The organism is Thermoactinospora rubra (assembly GCF_002093975.1).
GTDB classification, from domain to species: domain Bacteria; phylum Actinomycetota; class Actinomycetes; order Streptosporangiales; family Streptosporangiaceae; genus Nonomuraea; species Nonomuraea rubra_A.
In genome coordinates this window covers 92,057-111,433 of record NZ_KZ084325.1, presented here as the reverse complement: position 1 = coordinate 111,433, position 19,377 = coordinate 92,057, and the positions used below count along the sequence as shown (strand labels likewise).

Genomic DNA, 19,377 nt, shown 5'->3' with positions numbered 1-19,377 from the left:
AAACGCAACGTAGCTTTCTTGACGAAGAAACTCACGGCCCGCCGCGGGCAACCCCGCCCCGCGGCTGAAGGAGCATGCGACATGAGCGAAGCCATCCGCGCTGACGCTCTCACCAAAGCCTTCGGGCGCACCCAGGCGCTCAACGGGCTCGACCTCACCGTCCACACCGGCGAGGTCCACGGCTTTCTCGGCCCCAACGGCGCCGGCAAGACCACCACGATCCGGATCCTCCTCGGCCTGCTCAAGGCCGACTCCGGCACCGCACGCCTGCTCGGCGGCGACCCCTGGCGCGACGCCACCGACCTGCACCGCCGCCTCGCCTACGTCCCCGGCGACGTCACCCTGTGGCCCAACCTGTCCGGCGGAGAGGTCATCGACCTGCTCGGCCGCCTGCGCGGCGGCCTCGACCCCCGCCGCCGCGACGACCTGCTCACCCGCTTCGACCTCGACCCCCGCAAGAAAGGCCGCACCTACTCCAAAGGCAACCGGCAGAAAGTCGCCCTCGTCGCAGCCCTCGCCTCCGACGTCGACCTGCTGATCCTCGACGAACCCACCTCCGGCCTCGACCCCCTCATGGAAGAGGTCTTCCGCCAGGTCATCCAGGAAGAACGCGACCGCGGCCGCACCGTCCTGCTGTCCAGCCACATCCTGTCGGAAGTCGAAGCCCTCTGCGACAGGGTCACGATCATCCGCGCCGGCCGCACCGTCGAGACCGGCACCCTCACCGAACTGCGACACCTGTCCAGAACCAGCATCGAAGCCGAGCTCACCGGCCCCATCGACGGCCTGGCCACCCTCAAAGGCGTCCACGACCTGCACGCCCACAACGGCAAAGTCCGCTTCGACGTCGACGCCGACCAGCTCGCCCCCGTCCTGCGCCACCTCGGCGAAGCGGGCGTGCGCAACCTCATCAGCCAGCCACCCACCCTCGAACAGCTGTTCCTGCGCCACTACGAGGCCACCCGATGACCGGCGCCCTCAAACTCCTGCTCCTCATCCTGCGCAGAGACCGCCTCCTCGCACCCCTGTGGATCATCCCCCTCGCCCTGCTGCCCGCCGGATACGCCGCCTCCATCAACGAGCTCTACCCCACCGCCGCGGCCCGCCAGTCCTACGCCGACGCCAGCGCCGCCATGGGCGGCCTGACCGCCCTCTACGGCCCCGTCTACGGCTCCGGCCTGGGCGAACTGACCGCCTGGCGCGCCGGATTCATCCCCGTCATCATCGCCCTCCTCACCATCCTCACCGTCATCCGCCACACCAGAACCGAAGAGGAAGCAGGCAGACGCGAGCTCATCGGCGCCACCGTCGTCGGCCGGCACGCCGGACTGGCCGCCGCCCTGCTCGCCGCCATCACCACCACCACCGCCTGCGGCGCGCTCACCACCCTCGTCATGATCGGCCAGAACCTGCCCGCCACCGGCTCCCTCGCCCTCGGCGCCCAGTTCGCGGCCACCGGATGGATCTTCGCCGCCGTCGGCGGCGTCGCCGCACAACTCACCCAAAGCGCCGGCACCGCCAGAGGCATCGCCATCGCCGCCCTCGGCGCCGCCTACCTGCTACGAGTCGCCGGCGAACTCGGCACCGAAGCCCTGACCTGGGCCTCACCCCTCGGCTGGATCACCATGACCCGCCCCTACGCCGACAACCGATGGTGGACCATCACCCTGGCCGCCGCCCTCACCGCAGCCCTCACCGCCCTCGCCGTCCACCTGTCCGCACGGCGCGACGTCGGCGCCGGCCTGCTACCCGACCGCCTCGGCCCCGCCACCGCCGCCCCCACCCTGCGCAGCCCCCTGGCCCTCGCCTGGCGGCTGCACCGAGCCCTCCTCACCGCCTGGATCGCCGGCTTCGCCGCGATCGGCGCCGTCCTCGGCGGCATCGCCGACGGCATGAGCCGGCTCACCGGCGACAACCAGCAACTCCACGACATGATGGCCCGCATCGGCGGCACCGACGCCATCGCCGACGCCTACTTCGCCAGCATGGCCACCCTCCTCGGCCTGGCCGCCGCCGGCTACGCCGTCCAGGCCACCCTCCGCCTACGCGCCGAGGAAACCGGCCTGCGAGCCGAACCCGTCCTCACCGCCTCCGTCAGCCGCACCCGCTGGGCCGCCGGCCACCTGGCCTTCTCCCTCCTCGGCACCGCCGCCGTCCTCACCACCGGCGGCGCGGCCACAGGACTGGCCCACGGGCTCACCACCGGCGACCTCGCCCACCAACTCGGCCGCGTCACCGGCGCCGCACTGGTCCAGCTACCCGCCGCCTGGGTACTGGCCGCCGTCACCGTCGCCCTGACCGGCCTGCTACCCCGGCTGGCCGCCGCGGCCTGGGGCGTACTCGCCCTGTGCCTGGTGATCAACCTGGTCGGCGCCCTCGCCCAGCTGGACGAGCGCGTCATGGACATCTCCCCGTTCACCCACCTGCCCAAGGTGCCCGCCGCACCCGTCACCACCGCCCCGCTGCTGTGGCTCACGGCCCTCGCCGCCGTCCTGACCGCCACCGGCCTGTACGGCCTGCGCCGCCGCGACATCCCCGTCACCTGACGACCAGGCTCCTGCGGCGGCTCCTGCGGCGTGGACCTCCCGCGCTGCAGGAGCAGCCACCCGGCCCCGCCGTCTCGGCCCGCCGTCTCGGACCGCCGCCCAGCCCCAGCACTCCGCCGCGCATCCCACTCATGCGTAACCGGTCAGTACTTCGGGCCGACGTGGGCGTCAAGCGCCTCCACGGCCGAACGCTTGGCAATCGAGATGGTGTTGTGGCGGGAGTAGCGCCAGGCGACGCCGAGCATGTCGAGCGCCTCACCGCAGAGCTGGAGGATGTCGGCGGACTCGTTCTTGAAGAGATAGCGGGGGTACTCGTACCAGCGGTCCTCCCCGTTGACCCGATGACGGATCCGGTTCATGCCACGGTAGCCGTCGGAGTGCATCAGTCCTCGGACGAGCGCTCCTGGATGCGCCTTGACGAGGCTACGCTGCCAAGGCTCCAGGACGATCTTCCGCTCGTGCTTCTTGTGAGGCCCGTGCTGGGGGAACAGATGCGGCCAGTGTTTCGAGAAGGAGTTGACCTCGCTGTAGCCCTGTCGCTGCAGGACGCGGACCTTGTTGGTGGGCCTGATGGCTTGCATGGCGGCGACGCACTCCGCCCGGATCCCAGGCCAGGCGTCGGCACACGCGATGCGGAGCGACCAGACGTCCTTGCGAGGATCGCCGACCCGGCTGATGCAGCCGTCACCGAGATACAGCCCGAGCAGGTACGTGTAGGTGTGCCCCGGGGACGGCAGCGAGGGCGACAGACAGCACCGAGGGCAGACTCCTGTCATGGGGGAGTCGCGGTCCTCATGGTCACGCCAATCGCGGACCGTCGAGCGGTTTACGCCGAGCTGGCGGCTGACCTCGGTGATGCTCAAGCCGGAGCGGAGGAGGCGGAGGGCGTGCTGACGATACGTGAAGTCATACACGCGGAGAGTGTCGCACGCGGCTCCGACAAAACGAGACCGCTCAAGTGCCCCGAGTGGGATTCGAACCCACACTACATGCATTTTGAGTGCATCGACTCTGCCGGTTGGTCTATCGGGGCTTTTGTCCGATAAATCTTAGCCGTGCCCGTGCTACGCAGGATCGGCTTGGGGGCTCCGGCCTCGCTCTAATGTAGCGGACCTCGGTACCCTTCTGCTCGTGAGTACGCAGCGGCGAGTGGTGATCGCGGAAGACGAGGCGCTGATTCGTCTCGATCTCAAGGAGATGCTTCAGGAGGACGGTTACGTCGTGGTCGGTGAGGCGGCCGATGGCGAGACCGCTGTCAAGCTTGCCACTGAGCTGCGGCCTGATCTGGTCATCTTGGATGTGAAGATGCCGATTTTGGATGGTATCTCGGCGGCGGAGCGCATCGTGGCGGATCGGGTCGCGCCGTGTCTGATTCTGACCGCGTTCTCTCAGCGTGATCTTGTGGAGCGGGCGCGGGATGCGGGGGCGATGGCGTATTTGGTGAAGCCGTTCACGAAGGCGGATCTGGTGCCGGCGATCGAGATGGCGGTGAGCCGGCATGAGGAGATGGTGGCGCTGGCCAGGGAGGTGTCGAGTCTTTCTGGGCAGTTGGAGACGAGGAAGCTGGTGGAGCGGGCCAAGGGTTTGTTGATGTCCAGGCATGGGTGGTCGGAGCCGCAGGCGTTTCGGTGGATTCAGAAGGCGTCGATGGATCGGCGGTTGAGCATGCGTGAGGTGGCGCAGTTGGTGATCGATGACGCGCAGCGGCAGCACGGTTAGGTTACGGATCGGGCTCTGGGGTGTAACGGGGGTTGGGGCGGGGTGTTGGGGGCGGCTGGGCCGTATCGGAGCTGAAGTTGTGATGGCGCTGGTGGGGCGGCCTGGGGGTGGTGTGGGCGGCGTCACGAGTGCGTATCCGATTTTCGCATGATCTTGGTTGTCGGTGGGTGCGGGTCATGCTGGCGGGTGGATGTCTCGAGGGATGGAGGCGACACCTTATGACCCGATTGACCCGATCGACTCGAACGACCCGATCGACTCGTCTGCTGGCGGTGGCGGTGGCCGCGGGTCTTGCCGCGGTGGCGTGCGGCGGTGGGGGCGGCGGTGGGGGCGGCGGTGGGGGCGGCGCTGGGGAGGGTGCCGGTGGCCGGGGTGCGGCCACGCAGGGTCCGTCCGGGCCGGCCTCGTCGGCGGCGGTCGCCGTGAAGGGGGACGGCACGCTGACGATCGGCTCGTTGCTGCCGCAGTCGGGGAGTCTGGCGTTTTTGGGGCCGCCGATGTTCGCGGCCGTCGATCTGGCGGTCGGGGAGATCAACGCGGCGGGGGGCGTGCTGGGCAAGCCGGTGGGGAAGATCCACACGGATTCCGGTGACACGACGACGAACATCGCCTCGCAGGCGGTGGACAAGTTGCTGGCGCAGAGGGCCGATGTGGTCGTCGGTGCGGCGTCCTCGTCGGTGTCGGAGTCGGTGCTGGACAAGATCACGGGGGCGGGGGTGTTGCATTTCTCGCCGGCCAACACCTCCGACAAGTTCAGCACGATCAAGGACAACGGGTTGTATTTCCGTACGTCGCCGCCGGATCGGTTGCAGGGGCGGGTGCTGGGTGATGTGGTGTTGTCGGACGGCAACGAGACCGTGGCGATCATGGCGATGCAGGATTCGTACGGCACGGGCCTGGCCGACAACGTGGGTAAGACGGTGCAGGCCGGCGGCGGCGAGGTGGTCGTGCGGGTGGACTACGACCCGAAGGCGGCGGACTTCTCGGCGGATGTGGCCGAGGTGAAGGCGGCCGGCCCGCAGGCGATCGTGCTGATCGGGTTCGAGGAGACGGCGAAGGTGATCCAGGAGCTGGTCAAGCAGGGGCTGACCAGCGACCGGCACAAGTGGTACATGGTGGATGGGAATCTGTCCAACACGAACTACGTGAGGATGCCGAAGGGCACGCTGAAGGGCGTCAAGGGCACGTTGCCGGGGGCGGCCTCGCCGGAGGCCTTCCGCGGGAAGCTGCTGAAGGTGAACGCGGGGTTGAAGGACTTCAACTACGCGCCTGAGTCCTATGACGCGGTGAACCTGATCGCGCTGGCCGCCGAGGCCGCCGAGTCCGATGCGGGTCCCGATATCGCGGCCAAGCTGGTTGAGGTGAGCAAGGGTGGCGAGAAGTGCACGGACTTCAAGAGCTGCGTGGAGCTGCTGAGGGCGGGCAAGGACGTCGACTACGAGGGTGTCAGCGGGCAGGTCGACTTCGACGAGGTGGGCGATCCGACGGTGGCGACGATCGGGATCTACCAGTACGGCGAGGACAACACCTACGGCAGCCGGGCGATCGAGTATCGCAGGGGCACGATCTCAGGCTAGGCCGCAGGTGCGGCGGGCGTAGTCGACCATGAGCCGCTGGGCCTGCTGGTCGGGCGAGACGATGACGACCCGTTCCTGGTCTTGGCCGAGTGAGGCGCGGACCGGGAACAGGTGGGCTTTCTTGGCTTCGGCGAAGGCGTGGGGGTCGCAGCGGCCGGGGGTGACGACGACGGGGATCTCCAGTGATTTGGCGGTGCCGTCGAGGGTGGCCATGGGGCGGCGCCGTCCGGAGGCGGGGTTGATGATGTAGTGGGTGGTGCCGTCGATGGACTGCAGGGTGAGTGGGGTGGTGCCGGAGCGGCGGGTGACGGTGAGCGTGCCGTGCAGTTGTTTGCCTTGTTCGCGCCATTGGGGGGCGAAGGCGATGTCGGCGGCCTGCTTGATGAGGAAGGCGGAGCATTCGTCGCGCAGCAGGCGGGTCAGCAGCGGGTCGGGGTGGGGGAGGGGGAAGGCGACCTGGCGCAGGGGTTCGTCGCCGACGCGCAGGTGGGCGACGACGGTGGCGGGTTTGAGGGGTGGCACGCCGGCCGGGTCGCAGTTGGCTTGGCCGTATGGGATGGGCAGGTCGGTGCGGTTGGTGCGGGGAATGACGGCTTCGGTCTTTTGTGGCGGGAGGGTGGTGAATGATTCGGTGACGAGCTGGAGGTCGGAAAAGTAGACGGGGGTGTCGCCGGTATTGCGGACGGCGACCTGGAGGCGGTGGGCGGGTTCGTCGGAGCGCCATTGGGCGAGGGAGACCGACACGCCTGGTGGGGGTGGCGCGGCGGGCTCGGCGGGGGAGTTCTCGCGGGAGCAGGAGGTCAGCGCGAGTGCGATGGCCGGTGGCAGGAGGAGGTGGAGAACCCGCTTCACGTTAGGCACATTAGGGGCCGGGGGTCGGCGGGTAAGTTGAGGAGTGATTACGACTCGGCATCCAAGTGCCGACAGTTCTTTCAAGCATCTGGTTCGGCTCACCAGGAGTTTTGTACGTTTCCGTCATTCGATCGGGACGCGTCGGCGGTGCTGACCGAATCCCGGGCCTGGATGGATGGAGACACTTCATGATCCGCATTGCCCCTCTCGGGCGCGCGTTGGCCGTCGCGGCTGCGACGAGCCTCGCTCTCACGGCGTGTGGTGGTGGCGGCGACACCGCCAATCCGCCTGCGGCCACCAACACCGCCGCGCCCGCCACGTCGGCGGCTCCCGCCGCGAAGGGCGACGGGACGCTGACCATTGGCACTCTGCTTCCGCAGACGGGCTCGCTCGCCTTCCTTGGCCCGCCTGAGTTCGCCGGTGTGGACCTCGCGGTCAAGGAGATCAACGAGGCGGGCGGCGTGCTCGGCAAGCCGGTGGGGAAGATCCACACCGACTCGGGTGACACGACGACGAACATCGCCTCGCAGTCGGTGGACAAGCTGCTGGCGCAGAAGGCCGACGTGATCGTCGGCGCGGCGTCCTCGTCGGTGTCGGAGTCGGTGCTGGACAAGATCACGGGCGCCGGTGTGGTGCACTTCTCGCCGGCCAACACCTCCGACAAGTTCAGCACGATCAAGGACAACGGGCTGTACTTCCGCACCTCTCCGCCGGACGTGCTGCAGGGCCGGGTGCTGGGTGACCTGGTTCTGGCCGACGGCAACGAGCAGGTGGCCATCATGGCCATGCAGGACTCCTACGGCACGGGCCTGGCCGACCAGGTCCAGAAGACCGTCGAGGCCGGCGGCGGCCAGGTGGTCGCGCGGGTGGACTACGACCCGAAGGCCGCGGACTTCTCGGCGGATGTGGCCAAGGTGAAGGCCGCCAACCCGCAGGCCGTGGTGCAGATCGGGTTCGAGGAGACCGCGAAGGTCATCCAGGAGCTGGTCAAGCAGGGTCTGACCGCCGACAAGGTGAAGTGGTACCACGTCGACGGCAACCTGTCGAACACCAACTACGCCAAGATGCCCAAGGGCACGCTGAAGGGCGTCAAGGGCACGCTGCCGGGTGCGGCCTCGCCGGAGGCGTTCCAGAAGAAGCTGCTGGAGATCAACCCGGATCTGAAGGACTTCAGCTACGCGCCTGAGTCCTACGACGCCGCCAACCTGGTGGCGCTGGCCGCCGAGGCCGCCAAGTCCGACGCGGGCACCGACATCGCGGCCAAGCTGATCGAGGTCAGCAAGGACGGCGAGAAGTGCACGGACTTCAAGAGCTGCGTGGAGCTGCTGAAGGCCGGCAAGGACATCAACTACGAGGGTGTCAGCGGCCCGGTGGAGTTCAACGAGGTGGGTGACCCGTCGGTGGCGACGATCGGCATCTACGAGTACAACGAGAACAACACCTACGGTCCCAAGGCGCTGGAGTACCGCACCGGCAACATCGCCGGCTGAGGTTTCCCCGGCCTGACGATACGGTAAGGGCCCGGTCCGTTCGTGGACCGGGCCCTTCGCCGTGTTCGCGGGGTTCGCGGGGGTTGGTCAGGTGCAGGCCTGTTGCAGTCGGCCGGTGGCGGCGCGGTACTGCTTGAGCAGCCGGACCTGCCGGTCGTGCGGCACGTCGCCTTTGGACAGGGCGGACGCGGCCTGCCTGACCTGGGTGGCGGGTTCGCGAGCCTGGGCGGGCAGGCGGTCGGCGAACTCGGCGGTGATGCCGTTGACCTCGGCGATGCGGCTGATGACGGCGTCTTCGAAGTTCTGGCGTTCTTCCTGGCCGGGTGGGACCAGCATGAGTTCGGCGTAGCCGATGGCGGATGCGACGCGCGCGCAGGGGGAGTCGGAGGTGTTGCCGCCGGTGCTGTATTTGGGCTGGTCCTTGGGCTGGTCTGCCTGGCAGCCCGTCAGGGCGAGGGGGACGGCGAGTGCTAAGGCCGCAAGAGTTCTCACAGATGCCAATGAAAGGGGGTGTACGGCCTGGCCGTACACCCCCTTTGCCGAAAATATGTCAGGCTCGGGCGAGCGTGCCGAGGTAGAGCTCGATGACCTTGGGGTCGTTGGCGAGCTGGCGGCCGGTGCCGGAGTAGGCGTTGCGGCCCTGGTCGAGCACGTAGCCGCGGTGGCAGATCTGCAGGCAGCGCCTGGCGTTCTGCTCCACCATGATGACGGTGACGCCGGCCTGGTTGATCTGCTGGGCCTGGATGAAGACCAGGTCCTGCAGCTTGGGTGACAGGCCGGCCGAGGGCTCGTCCAGCAGCAGCACCGTCGGTTCGGTCATCAGCGCCCTGGCCATGGCGACCATCTGGCGTTCGCCGCCCGACAGGGAGCCGGCGCGCTGCTTGCGCCGTTCCTTGAGGGCGGGGAACAGTTCGGCGACGAACTCGAAGCGTTCCTTGAACTTGCCGGGCACCTGGTAGGCGCCCATCTCGAGGTTCTCCTCGATGGTCAGGCTGGGGAAGACGTTGTTGGTCTGCGGCACGTAGCCGACGCCGCGGGAGACCAGCTCGTGCGCCTTCATGTTGGTGATGTCCTCGCCCTTGAGGGTGACCTTGCCGCTGCGCACGGTCACCAGGCCGAACATGGCCTTCAGCAGGGTGGACTTGCCGGCGCCGTTGGGGCCGATGATGCCGATCAGCTCGCCCTCGCGGGCGTACAGGTCGGAGCCGTTGAGGATGTTGACGCCGGGGACGTAGCCGGCGATGAGCTCGTCGCAGCGCAGGATGGCGTCCTTGGCGCCCTCCAGGTGGGCCGAGCGGTCGACGACGGCGGCCTTGGACTCGGGGGCGATGCTCATTTGGCGGTCTCCTCCTCGGCCTCGGCTTCCAGGGCGGCCTCCGCCTCGTGGAGCTGTGCCTGCAGTTCCTCCTCCGACAGGGGCGCGTCGTGGTGGGCGCCGAGGTAGGCGTCGATGACGCGCTCGTCGGACATGATGGCGTCGGGCGGCCCCTCGGCGATGATCGCGCCCTGGGCCATGACGATCACCCAGTCGCTGATGTCGCGGACCATGTCCATGTCGTGCTCGACGAACAGCACGGTCATGCCCTGCTCGCGCAGGTCTTTGACGTGGCCCAGCAGGGACTGGGTGAGGGCGGGGTTGACGCCAGCCATCGGCTCGTCGAGCATGACCAGCTCGGGCTTGACCATGAGGGCCCGGGCCATCTCCAGGAGCTTGCGCTGGCCGCCGGACAGCGAGCCGGCGAAGTCCTCGCGCTTGGCGTCGAGCTTGAAGCGCTCCAGCAGTTCCTCGGCGCGGGCGGTGATCTCGTCCTCCTGGCCGCGCCACAGGTTGGGCACCAGGGCGCGGAAGAAGCTCTCGCCCTTCTGCCCCTGGGCGCCCAGGCGCATGTTCTCCATCACCGTGAGCTTGGACAGCGCCTTGGTGAGCTGGAAGGTGCGGACCATGCCGGCGCGTGCCACCTTGTGGGCGGGCAGGCCGTTCATCTTGCGGCCGTTGAAGGTCCACTCGCCGGAGTCGGCGTGGTCGAAGCCGGTGAGCTGGTTGAAGAAGGTGGTCTTGCCGGCGCCGTTGGGGCCGATGAGCGCGGTGATGGAGCCGCGCTGGATCTCCACGTGCTCGACGTTGACGGCGGTCAGGCCGCCGAAGCGGCGCACGACGTTGTCGGCGATGAGGATCGGGTCGGGTTTGGGCACGCCGGGCTCGCGCGGCAGGTCCTTGAAAGCGGCCAGCGCGGCGGCCTTCTTCGGGCTGGTGGTCATCGTGTCATCGCGCATCGATGGCGATCTCCCTCTTGTCACCGAAGATGCCCTGCGGCCGGTAGACCAGCAACAGGATGAAGCCTAGACCAACCAGGGCGTAGCGGATGGGGCCCACCTGGATGCTGGTCATGAAGGGGATGTACCCGTTGGCGACGAGTTCGGCCAGCAGGTTGCCGATGAAGACGAACAGCACCCAGAAGATCATCGCGCCGACGACGGGGCCGAACACGCGGGCGGCGCCGCCGAGGATGACGATGGTGTAGGCGAAGAAGGTCATCTCGGTGCCGAAGACGTCGGGCTGGACCGAGCCGTTGTACAGGCCGTAGAAGAAGCCGCCGAAGCAGCCGATGACGCCGCCCAGGACCAGGGACTGCATCTTGTAGGCGAAGACGTTCTTGCCGAGGCTGCGCACGGCGTCCTCGTCCTCGCGGATCGCCTTGAGCACGCGGCCCCAGGGGCTCTTCATGAGCAGGTAGACCACCAGGCAGCTGAGCAGGACGACGCTCCAGCCGACGGTCAGCAGCCACATGGTGCGCTCGTTGAAGCCGAACGGGCCGATGCCGTAGTGCCCCGGCGGGTAGGGGTTCATGGCGTAGAAGTCGGCGTTGAAGCCGCGCCGGCCGTCGGAGCCGCCGAAGATGTCCTTGAAGTACACCGAGCGGAAGATGAGCCGGATGATCTCGGCGGCGGCGATGGTCACGATGGCCAGGTAGTCGGCGCGCAGCCGCAGCGTGGGGGCGCCGAGGACGAGCGCGAGCAGTACGGCTCCCGCCAGGCCGACGGCGATGCCGACCCAGAACGGCGCGTTGAACACGGTGATCATGACGGCCAGGCCGTAGCCGGCGACGGCCATGAAGGCCGCCTGGCCGAAGTTGAGCAGGCCCGTGTAGCCGAAGTGGATGTTGACGCCGATGGCGGCCAGGCCGTACACGACGGCTTCCCAGCCGATGGCGGCGTGGACGGTGGTGGTGAGAATGGTCAGCCAGTCCATGAGTTACCCCCGTCAGCCGATCCGCTCGCGGCGGCCGAGGATGCCCTGCGGCCGGAAGAGAAGCACGATGATGAGGACGGCCAGCGCGCCGACCGACTTCAGCTCCGGCGGCACCCACAGCGTGGACACCTGGATGAACACGCCCACCACCAGGGAGCCGACCAGGGCGCCGAAGGCGGTGCCCAGGCCGCCGAGCGTGACGCCGGCGAAGACCAGCAGCAGGATGTCCTGGCCCATGGTGAACTTCAGGAACTGCGACAGGCCGAGCATGACGCCGGCGAGCGCGGCGATGGCGCCGCCGACGGTCCAGATGATGCGGATGACCCGGTCGACGTTGATGCCGGAGGAGGCGGCCAGCGCCGGGTTGTCGGCCACGGCGCGGGCGGCCTTGCCGGTGCGGGTCTTCAGCAGCGCGAGGCCGACGATGATCAGGACGGCCAGCTCGATGCCCATGGCCCAGAAGTTCTTCGGGGCGGCGGTGATCGGGCCGACGGTGATGCCCGCCTGGGCGTTGTACTCGGTGAAGGACTCGGTCTGCGGGCCGAAGAAGAACTGGATGAGGTTGCGCAGCAGGATGGCGACACCGATCGAGATGATCATCATGGCGATGACGCCGGTGCCCCGCTTGCGCAGCTTGCCCCAGAACAGCCGGTCCTGGAGGTAGCCGAACGCGCCGCAGACGATGACCGCCAGGATGGCGGCCGGGATGAGCGGCATGCCGGCCAGGCCGAAGATGCCGGTGTTGAAGAACCAGGCCACGACGGCGCCGAGGGTGACCAGCTCGCCGTGGGCGAAGTTGGTCAGGCCGGTGGTGCCGTAGATCAGCGACAGGCCGAGGGCCGCGAGCGCGATGATGAGGCCCAGGTTGAAGCCCTCGAAGGTGAGCTGGGCCGCTCTGCGCCAGAACTGCCCGCCGTCGGAGGAGTCGGCGGGCTGCTGGCCGGCTGCCGCCTTGGGTTCGAGCGCGAACAGCACGGTCGACACGTTGCCTTCGTAGACCGTCGGGGTGCGGACGGGGTTGCCGCCGCGGATCTGGGCGTTGGGGGGAAGCGTCTTGACGTCCAGCGTGACCTTGTATTTTCCGGCCTTGGGGACGGGAACCTCCCATTGGCCCTTGGCATCTGTGGTGACCTCTTTGACGGGTTGTCCGTCCTCGGTGGTCACGACGATCTTCACGCCGTTCACTGGCTGGCCTTGGAGTCGGAGTGTGCCTCTGAGTCCTTCGCCGTCGGCCGCGGCGCCGGCCGGACTGGCGAGGAGGAAGATGAGGCCACCCAGGAAGGCCGTGAACGCGATCACGGCTCTGCGCAATGGTGCTCCCTTGTAGGTCATAGGAGGGAGTGGGCCCTCCGTCTCGACACGCAGGCATCGCAGGCACGACTGGGATGCTGTGGCGGGAGCCTATTCCGGCCGCGCCCGTTTCCGAACCGTTCGTCACCAATTAGTGATGGTGGTGTAGCGCTGATGTGAGCAAAAAGTTTGCTGGTCAGGGGCTAAATGGGGGTTCGCGCGTGGCGTTGACGGGCCGATGCCGGGGCGAAAGGGGCTGGATGCGCCGGTTGTGGTAAGGGGGCTCGAATACGCAGGTCAGTCCGCCGACGAGCCCGGGGAGGGGCCTTTGGGACCGTGTACGGCTTCCCCGGCCCTACACGTTATCTACTCGGCCTCCCCCGCGGGCTCTGCTTCGATCCACCGTAGCGACCTACGGGGGTGATGTGCAAAGGGTGACCGAAACTCGCCGGAGGTTCATCTGTCGCGCAACATGCAGGTGATACGCGAGGTGCAGACCTTTCTTCCCTGTTCGTCGGATATCTCGACCTGGTAGGTCGCCAGCGTGCGCCCGCCGTGCAGCCGGGTGCCCACGCCCGTCACGTAGCCGGAGGTGGCCGAGCGGTGGTGGGTGGCGTTGATCTCGATGCCGACGGCGATGCGGCCGGGCCCGGCGTGGATGGCCGCCCCGATCGAGCCGATCGTCTCGGCCAGCACCGCCGAGGCGCCGCCGTGCAGCAGGCCGTACGGCTGGGTGTTGCCTTCGACCGGCATGCGGGCGACCACGCGCTCGGCACTGGCCTCCAGGAACTCGATGCCCATGCGCGCGGCGAGCGTGCCCTCGCTCATCGCGTTGACCATGGCGGCGTCCATCAGCGTCAAGGGGAGCCCTCCACTCTCTCGAGCTCAGGTTTTCTGTCGCAGTTGGAGACTAGGCTGCGGGTGTGCCGAAGAGTGAAGCGACCCCCAATCGGCCCTGTCTGCTGTTGCTGGACGGGCATTCCCTGGCGTATCGGGCGTTCTATGCGCTGAAGGAAGCCAACCTGATGACGACCGACGGGCAGCCGACGGCCGCCGTCTACGGCTTCACCTCGATGCTGACCAACATGCTGCGCGATGAGCAGCCGACCCACGTGGCGGTCTGCTTCGACCGGTCCGAGCCCACGTTCCGGCACGAGACCTACGGCGACTACAAGGCCAACAGGTCCTCGGCGCCCGACGAGTTCCGCGACCAGATGCGCCTGATCTTCGAGCTGCTCGACGCCATGAAGATCCCGTATCTGTCGGTGCCCGGGTATGAGGCCGACGACATCATCGCCACGCTCGCCACCCGCGCGGCGGCGCAGGACATGAACGTGCTCATCGTGACCGGCGACCGCGACGTGCTCCAGCTGGTCGACGAGCGGGTGACGGTGCTGATGACCCGCCGCGGCATCAGCGAGATGACCCGTTTCACGCCCGAGGCCGTCTATGAGAAGTACGAGCTGACCCCGCAGCAGTATCCCGACTTCGCCGCGCTGCGCGGAGACCCCAGCGACAACCTCCTGAGCATCCCGGGCGTGGGCGAGAAGACCGCCGCCAAGTGGATACGCGACTTCGGCACCCTGGAGGAGCTGGTCAACCGGGTCGACGAGGTCAAGGGCAAGGTCGGCGACAAGCTGCGCGAGCACCTGGACCAGGTGCTGATGAACCGCCGCCTCACCCAGCTGCTGCGCGACGTGCCGATCGACGTCCGCGTCGAGGACCTCACGCAGGGCCGGTGGGAGCGCGAGGAGATCGACAAGCTCTTCGACACCCTCCAGATCCGCGGCGAGCTGCGCGAGCGCGTCTTCAAGGTGCTCGGCTCGGGGGAGGCCGGCCCCGACCACGGTTTCGAGGTCCAGACCGTGCTGCTGGGCCCCGACGAGGTGGCCGGCTGGCTGTCGGCGCTGCCCGGGGGCCGCGCCGGGCTGGCCTTCCGCGGCGCGTACGGCAGCGGCACCGGCCGCATCGACGCCATCGCGATCGCCTCGCCCGACGGCACGGCCGCCCACATCGACCCGACCAGGCTCACCGAGGCCGACTTCGCGGCCCTGTCGGCCTGGCTGGCCTCCGAGGCCCCCAAGGCCGTGCACGACGCCAAGGGGCCGCTGCTGGCCCTGTGGGCGATGGGCATGGACCTGCGGGGCCTGTCGTGCGACACGGCGCTGGCGGCCTACCTGGCCATGCCCGGCCAGCGCACCTTCGAGCTGGAGGAGCTGGCCCGCCGCTACGTCAACCGCGACCTGCGCGCCGAGCAGGCCGAGACCGCCCAGCCCGCGCTGTTCGGCGACGACGAGGACGCCCCGGCCAAGGACCTGGCCCTGCGCGCGGCCGCGGTGCGCGAGCTGGCCGACGCCCTGGAGGGGTTCCTGGCCAAGCGGGGCGGCGCCCAGCTGCTGGAGGAGGTCGAGCTGCCGCTGCTGCGGGTGCTGGCGGAGATGGAGCGGGCCGGCATCGCGGTCGACCGCGAGCACCTGTCGGCCATGGAGGCGCAGTTCGCCGCCGGGGTCAAGCAGGCCGTGGAGGAGGCCCACCGCGTCGTCGGCGAGCAGTTCAACCTGGGCTCCCCCAAGCAGCTGCAGGAGATCCTGTTCAACAAGCTCAACCTGCCCAAGACCAAGCGCACCAAGACCGGCTACAGCACCGACGCCGAGCAGCTGGCGTGGCTGGCCACCCAGACCGACCACGAGCTGCCCGTCATCATGCTGCGCCACCGCGACCAGCAAAAGCTCATGGTCACCGTCACCGGGCTGCTGGCCGAGGTGGCCCCCGACGGCCGCATCCACACCACCTTCAACCAGATCATCGCCGCCACCGGCCGGCTGTCGTCGGAGAAGCCCAACCTGCAGAACATCCCCATCCGCACCGCCGAGGGCCGCCGCATCCGGCAGGGCTTCGTGGTCGGCGAGGGCTACGAGACGCTGCTGACGGCCGACTACAGCCAGATCGAGCTGCGCATCATGGCCCACCTGTCGGGCGACGAGTCGCTCATCGCCGCCTTCGAGTCCGGCCACGACTTCCACGCCGCCACCGCCTCGCGCGTGTTCGACCTGCCGCCCGAGCAGGTCGACGGGGAGCTGCGGGCGCGCATCAAGGCGATGAACTACGGCCTGGCCTACGGGCTGTCGGACTTCGGGCTGTCCAGCCAGCTCAACATCCCGGTGGCGGAGGCGCGGGCGCTGAAGGAGGAGTACTTCCAGGAGTTCGGCGGCGTGCGCGACTTCCTCCACGCGATCGTCGCCCAGGCCCGCGCCGACGGCTACACCGAGACCATCATGGGCCGCCGCCGCTACCTGCCCGACCTGACCAGCGACAACCGGCAGCGGCGCGAGATGGCCGAGCGCATGGCGCTCAACGCGCCCATCCAGGGCTCGGCGGCCGACATCATCAAGGTGGCCATGCTGAACGTGCGGCAGGCGCTGCGCGAGGAGGGGCTGCGCTCGCGCATGCTGCTCCAGGTGCACGACGAGCTGGTCTTCGAGGTGGCGCCGGGCGAGCTGGAGACGCTGCGGCAGCTCGTGTGCGACCAGATGGCCGCCGCCTACCCGCTGCGGGTGCCGCTGGAGGTGTCGGTGGGCGTGGGCCGCACCTGGGAGGACGCCGGGCACTGACGGCCGGTCCGGCATAAGGGGTACGGCGGGCGCCGTACCCCTTTCGCACGCGCCGTCCGGTGCGGCGCGGGCCAGCGATCCGGACAGGTAACGAAATATTTGGACAAACACGGCGAAATCTGCACTTGACGTGCTGTGCCGCCATCGCGTGTCTGGTCGGGCTTCGCCGGGGCATTCCACTACGCTGAAGATTTGCTGATAATTGTCCTCGGGCTGGGAGTTCTGTGCGCAGTACGGCGTCGCTCGTCCGCTTGATCGGCATCGCCAACGCGATCGTGGTCGTCCTGGCTCTGGGAATCCTGCAGCTCATGCCGTCCGCTGACGCGCAGGCCCCGGCGCGCCACAGGGCCGCCCGGCCCTCGCCCGTCCAGCCGAGCGCCCAGCCCTCGACCGTCTCCCGGCCGCCGCCCGGCGTGGTGGCCACGCCCGAGTTCGCCAGGCAGGTCAAGGCCAACGAGGCGGGCCTGGTGCCGGTGCTGATGTACCACCGGATCGTCAAGAGGCGCTGGGCGTCGATCGACCGCACACCCGACCAGGTCCGCAGGGAGCTGGAGTGGCTGGCCCGCCGGGGATACGTGCCGATCACCGCCCGCGAGTTCGCCACCGGCGACATCCGCGTGCCGGCCGGCAAGTTCCCGGTGGTGCTCACCTTCGACGACGGCCACGAGTCGCACTTCGCGCTGGACGCCGCCGGCCGGCCGGTCAAGGACACCGCGGTGGAGATCATCCTGAGCGTGGCGGCCAAGTACCCCTCCTTCCGGCCGGTGGCCACGTTCTGGATCAACAAGCGGCCCTTCGGCCTGGACGACCCCGCCCAGCAGGCCAGGGCGGTGCAGTGGCTGGTCCAGCACGGCTTCGAGGTGGCCAACCACACCTGGGGCCACCCCAACCTGCGGGCCTTGCCGGTCAAGCGGGTGCGCGAGCAGATCGCCAGGCTGGAGCGGCTGCTGGCCGAGCTGGGCGCGCCGCCGTCGAAGACGATGGCCCTGCCGTTCGGGATGATGCCGCACAAGAAGAAGGCCGCGGGCAAGGGCTCCTGGGGCGGCACGTCCTACGACTTCGCCGGGGTCTTCCTCGCCGGGGCCGAGCCGTCGGTTTCGCCCTTCGCGAAGTCCTTCGACCCCGGAGCGATCCAGCGGATCCAAAGCAACGGCAAGAAGGGCGAGTGCCGCCGGTGGTGCTCGCAGTACTGGCTCGAATGGCTCGACAAACACCCAGGCCAGCGCTATGTCTCCGACGGAGACCCGGAACGGATCTCCCTGCCGCGCGGACTTCGGGGTAGTATTCAGCCCAGCCACGGGCCCCGGATCGTCGCCTACTGAGGGGTCCCGCCGGGCGTGCCGAAGGGGCCCGGCCGGGCACTTGGATTGACCCCGTGCCCCAGGTCTCATATGCTGATCGCTGCGCTGTGGGCTCGCGCGCGCCTCAGACGGAGCGGGCTCGCGCTCGATCTGGTCGAATCGGCTTCATCGACAAAGGGCCTGCAACGCGTCCGCCACATCGACATCTGTCCGCGTTCGGAGCAATTCCACACATGACGAGCAGCACCGAGGCCACCTCGACCACCCCGCAGGTAGCGGTCAACGACATCGGTTCCGAGGAGGCCTTCCTCGCCGCGATCGACGAGACCATCAAGTACTTCAACGACGGCGACATCGTCGAGGGCACCGTCGTCAAGGTCGATCGAGACGAGGTCTTGCTCGACATCGGCTACAAGACCGAGGGCGTCATCCCCTCCCGTGAGCTGTCCATCAAGCACGACGTCGACCCGGCCGAGGTCGTCGAGGTCGGCGAGCACGTCGAGGCTCTGGTCCTCCAGAAGGAGGACAAGGAAGGCCGGCTGATCCTGTCCAAGAAGCGCGCGCAGTACGAGCGCGCCTGGGGCACGATCGAGAAGATCAAGGACGAAGACGGCATCGTCACCGGCACCGTCATCGAGGTCGTCAAGGGTGGTCTCATCCTCGACATCGGCCTGCGGGGCTTCCTGCCGGCGTCCCTGGTCGAGATGCGCCGCGTCCGCGACCTGCAGCCGTATGTCGGCCGGGAGCTCGAGGCCAAGATCATCGAGCTCGACAAGAACCGCAACAACGTGGTCTTGTCCCGCCGCGCCTGGCTCGAGCAGACCCAGTCCGAAGTCCGTCAGACCTTCCTCAACACCCTGCAGAAGGGTCAGGTCCGCAAGGGCGTCGTCTCCTCGATCGTCAACTTCGGCGCCTTCGTCGACCTCGGCGGCGTCGACGGCCTGGTCCACGTCTCGGAGCTGTCCTGGAAGCACATCGACCACCCCTCCGAGGTCGTCGAGGTCGGCCAGGAGGTCACCGTCGAGGTCCTCGACGTCGACATGGAGCGCGAGCGCGTCTCCCTGTCGCTCAAGGCCACCCAGGAAGACCCGTGGCAGCAGTTCGCCCGCACCCACCAGATCGGCCAGGTCGTGCCGGGCCGCGTCACCAAGCTGGTGCCGTTCGGCGCGTTCGTCCGGGTCGAGGAGGGCATCGAGGGCCTGGTCCACATCTCCGAGCTGGCCGAGCGCCACGTCGAGATCCCCGAGCAGGTCGTCCAGGTCGGCGACGAGATCTTCGTGAAGATCATCGACATCGACCTCGACCGCCGTCGCATCAGCCTGTCGCTCAAGCAGGCCAACGAGGGCGCGGGCGCCGAGGTCGAGTTCGACCCGACCCTGTACGGCATGGCCGCGACCTACGACGAGCACGGCAACTACATCTACCCCGAGGGCTTCGACCCGGAGACCGGGGAGTGGCTGGAGGGCTTCGAGAAGCAGCGCGAGGAGTGGGAGCGGCAGTACGCCGAGGCCCAGCAGCGCTTCGAGGCCCACAAGCGGCAGATCGAGGAGGCCCGCAAGGCCGAGGCCGAGGCCGGGGAGGCGCCGTCGTCCTACAGCGGCGAGACGCAGCAGCCCGCCCAGACCGGCACCGGCGGCGCGCTGGCCTCCGACGAGGCCCTCGCCGCCCTGCGCGAGAAGCTCGCCGGCGGCCAGAGCTGACCTGCCGGTAAGCCGAGCCGCCCGGCTCGCGCCGGCCGCAG

Annotated in this window: 16 protein-coding genes and 1 tRNA gene; 8 read left to right on the top strand and 9 right to left on the bottom strand. The window is 68.6% G+C overall.

Translation table 11 applies throughout. The annotated features are described in order from the left end of the window. The first annotated feature begins 81 nt into the window (after positions 1-81). On the top strand, positions 82-969 hold the full coding sequence (locus tag BSB02_RS03085) for an ABC transporter ATP-binding protein (RefSeq protein WP_084956520.1): 888 nt from the start codon (positions 82-84) through the stop codon (positions 967-969). Further along, on the top strand, positions 966-2,546 hold the full coding sequence (locus BSB02_RS42870) for an ABC transporter permease (protein ID WP_084956518.1): 1,581 nt from the start codon (positions 966-968) through the stop codon (positions 2,544-2,546). Before BSB02_RS03085 ends, BSB02_RS42870 begins: the two co-directional genes overlap by 4 nt. Before the next feature lie 143 nt (positions 2,547-2,689). Here BSB02_RS42870 and BSB02_RS03075 read toward each other — a convergent pair whose 3' ends face one another. Both BSB02_RS03075 and BSB02_RS03070 read right to left on the bottom strand, forming a co-directional pair. Beyond that, complete coding sequence (locus BSB02_RS03075) at positions 2,690-3,460, bottom strand: helix-turn-helix domain-containing protein (protein ID WP_240506141.1); 771 nt, start codon at positions 3,458-3,460, stop codon at positions 2,690-2,692. 45 nt (positions 3,461-3,505) lie between these two features. Then, positions 3,506-3,579, bottom strand: a tRNA-Leu gene (locus BSB02_RS03070). 98 nt (positions 3,580-3,677) lie between these two features. On the opposite strand from BSB02_RS03070, the gene BSB02_RS03065 reads away from it, so the two are divergent. Both BSB02_RS03065 and BSB02_RS03060 read left to right on the top strand, forming a co-directional pair. Beyond that, positions 3,678-4,265, top strand: coding sequence for an ANTAR domain-containing response regulator (locus BSB02_RS03065; protein ID WP_276206307.1), 588 nt, complete (start codon positions 3,678-3,680; stop codon positions 4,263-4,265). A 218-nt stretch (positions 4,266-4,483) separates the two neighbouring features. Continuing rightward, positions 4,484-5,842, top strand: coding sequence for an ABC transporter substrate-binding protein (locus tag BSB02_RS03060; RefSeq protein WP_084956512.1), 1,359 nt, complete (start codon positions 4,484-4,486; stop codon positions 5,840-5,842). On the opposite strand, the gene BSB02_RS03055 is transcribed toward BSB02_RS03060, so the two are convergent. Next, a complete protein-coding gene (locus BSB02_RS03055) occupies positions 5,834-6,694 on the bottom strand; it encodes a hypothetical protein (RefSeq protein ID WP_143590185.1) in 861 nt (286 codons plus the stop codon). The two genes, BSB02_RS03060 and BSB02_RS03055, sit on opposite strands and share 9 nt — an antisense overlap. A 188-nt stretch (positions 6,695-6,882) precedes the next feature. On the opposite strand from BSB02_RS03055, the gene BSB02_RS03050 reads away from it, so the two are divergent. Next, positions 6,883-8,184 carry an ABC transporter substrate-binding protein gene (locus tag BSB02_RS03050; RefSeq protein ID WP_084956508.1) on the top strand — a complete coding sequence of 434 codons (1,302 nt, stop codon included), beginning with the start codon at positions 6,883-6,885 and terminating at the stop codon, positions 8,182-8,184. Positions 8,185-8,271: 87 nt separating this feature from the next. Here BSB02_RS03050 and BSB02_RS39310 read toward each other — a convergent pair whose 3' ends face one another. The 6 genes from BSB02_RS39310 to BSB02_RS03020 form a co-directional block, all read right to left on the bottom strand. Continuing rightward, the gene (locus tag BSB02_RS39310) at positions 8,272-8,676 is read right to left on the bottom strand and encodes a hypothetical protein (RefSeq protein ID WP_143590183.1); all 405 of its coding nucleotides are present in this window, start codon (positions 8,674-8,676) and stop codon (positions 8,272-8,274) included. A 58-nt stretch (positions 8,677-8,734) separates the two neighbouring features. Continuing rightward, complete coding sequence (locus tag BSB02_RS03040) at positions 8,735-9,520, bottom strand: ABC transporter ATP-binding protein (RefSeq protein ID WP_084956504.1); 786 nt, start codon at positions 9,518-9,520, stop codon at positions 8,735-8,737. Then, on the bottom strand, positions 9,517-10,458 hold the full coding sequence (locus BSB02_RS03035) for an ABC transporter ATP-binding protein (RefSeq protein ID WP_084956502.1): 942 nt from the start codon (positions 10,456-10,458) through the stop codon (positions 9,517-9,519). Before BSB02_RS03035 ends, BSB02_RS03040 begins: the two co-directional genes overlap by 4 nt. Further along, positions 10,448-11,434 (bottom strand): branched-chain amino acid ABC transporter permease, encoded by a 987-nt coding sequence (locus tag BSB02_RS03030; RefSeq protein WP_084956501.1) that lies wholly within the window; start codon positions 11,432-11,434, stop codon positions 10,448-10,450. The genes BSB02_RS03035 and BSB02_RS03030 overlap by 11 nt, the downstream gene beginning before the upstream one ends. A gap of 12 nt (positions 11,435-11,446) precedes the next feature. Next, positions 11,447-12,766 carry an ABC transporter permease subunit gene (locus BSB02_RS03025; protein ID WP_084956499.1) on the bottom strand — a complete coding sequence of 440 codons (1,320 nt, stop codon included), beginning with the start codon at positions 12,764-12,766 and terminating at the stop codon, positions 11,447-11,449. Between the two features lie 414 nt (positions 12,767-13,180). Further along, entirely contained in the window at positions 13,181-13,576 is a 396-nt protein-coding gene (locus BSB02_RS03020; RefSeq protein WP_240506166.1) for a hotdog fold thioesterase, read from the bottom strand. A 71-nt stretch (positions 13,577-13,647) separates the two neighbouring features. Here BSB02_RS03020 and polA point away from each other — a divergent pair, with 71 nt between their 5' ends. From polA to rpsA, 3 genes are all read left to right on the top strand, one after another. Next, the gene (gene polA / locus BSB02_RS03015; protein ID WP_084956497.1) at positions 13,648-16,335 is read left to right on the top strand and encodes a DNA polymerase I; all 2,688 of its coding nucleotides are present in this window, start codon (positions 13,648-13,650) and stop codon (positions 16,333-16,335) included. Between the two features lie 224 nt (positions 16,336-16,559). Beyond that, on the top strand, positions 16,560-17,657 hold the full coding sequence (locus BSB02_RS03010) for a polysaccharide deacetylase family protein (protein WP_084956495.1): 1,098 nt from the start codon (positions 16,560-16,562) through the stop codon (positions 17,655-17,657). Between the two features lie 212 nt (positions 17,658-17,869). Further along, entirely contained in the window at positions 17,870-19,336 is a 1,467-nt protein-coding gene (gene rpsA, locus BSB02_RS03005; RefSeq protein WP_084956493.1) for a 30S ribosomal protein S1, read from the top strand. Positions 19,337-19,377: the final 41 nt, after the last annotated feature.

Coding starts and splice junctions, on each gene's coding strand:
- BSB02_RS03085 (WP_084956520.1), top strand. CDS start 82: ATGAGCGAAGCCATCCGCGCTGACGCTCTCACCAAAGCCTTCGGGCGC.
- BSB02_RS42870 (WP_084956518.1), top strand. CDS start 966: ATGACCGGCGCCCTCAAACTCCTGCTCCTCATCCTGCGCAGAGACCGC.
- BSB02_RS03060 (WP_084956512.1), top strand. CDS start 4,484: ATGACCCGATTGACCCGATCGACTCGAACGACCCGATCGACTCGTCTG.
- BSB02_RS03050 (WP_084956508.1), top strand. CDS start 6,883: ATGATCCGCATTGCCCCTCTCGGGCGCGCGTTGGCCGTCGCGGCTGCG.
- BSB02_RS03040 (WP_084956504.1), bottom strand. CDS start 9,520: ATGAGCATCGCCCCCGAGTCCAAGGCCGCCGTCGTCGACCGCTCGGCC.
- BSB02_RS03035 (WP_084956502.1), bottom strand. CDS start 10,458: ATGCGCGATGACACGATGACCACCAGCCCGAAGAAGGCCGCCGCGCTG.
- BSB02_RS03030 (WP_084956501.1), bottom strand. CDS start 11,434: ATGGACTGGCTGACCATTCTCACCACCACCGTCCACGCCGCCATCGGC.
- BSB02_RS03025 (WP_084956499.1), bottom strand. CDS start 12,766: ATGACCTACAAGGGAGCACCATTGCGCAGAGCCGTGATCGCGTTCACG.
- BSB02_RS03020 (WP_240506166.1), bottom strand. CDS start 13,576: ATGGACGCCGCCATGGTCAACGCGATGAGCGAGGGCACGCTCGCCGCG.
- rpsA (WP_084956493.1), top strand. CDS start 17,870: ATGACGAGCAGCACCGAGGCCACCTCGACCACCCCGCAGGTAGCGGTC.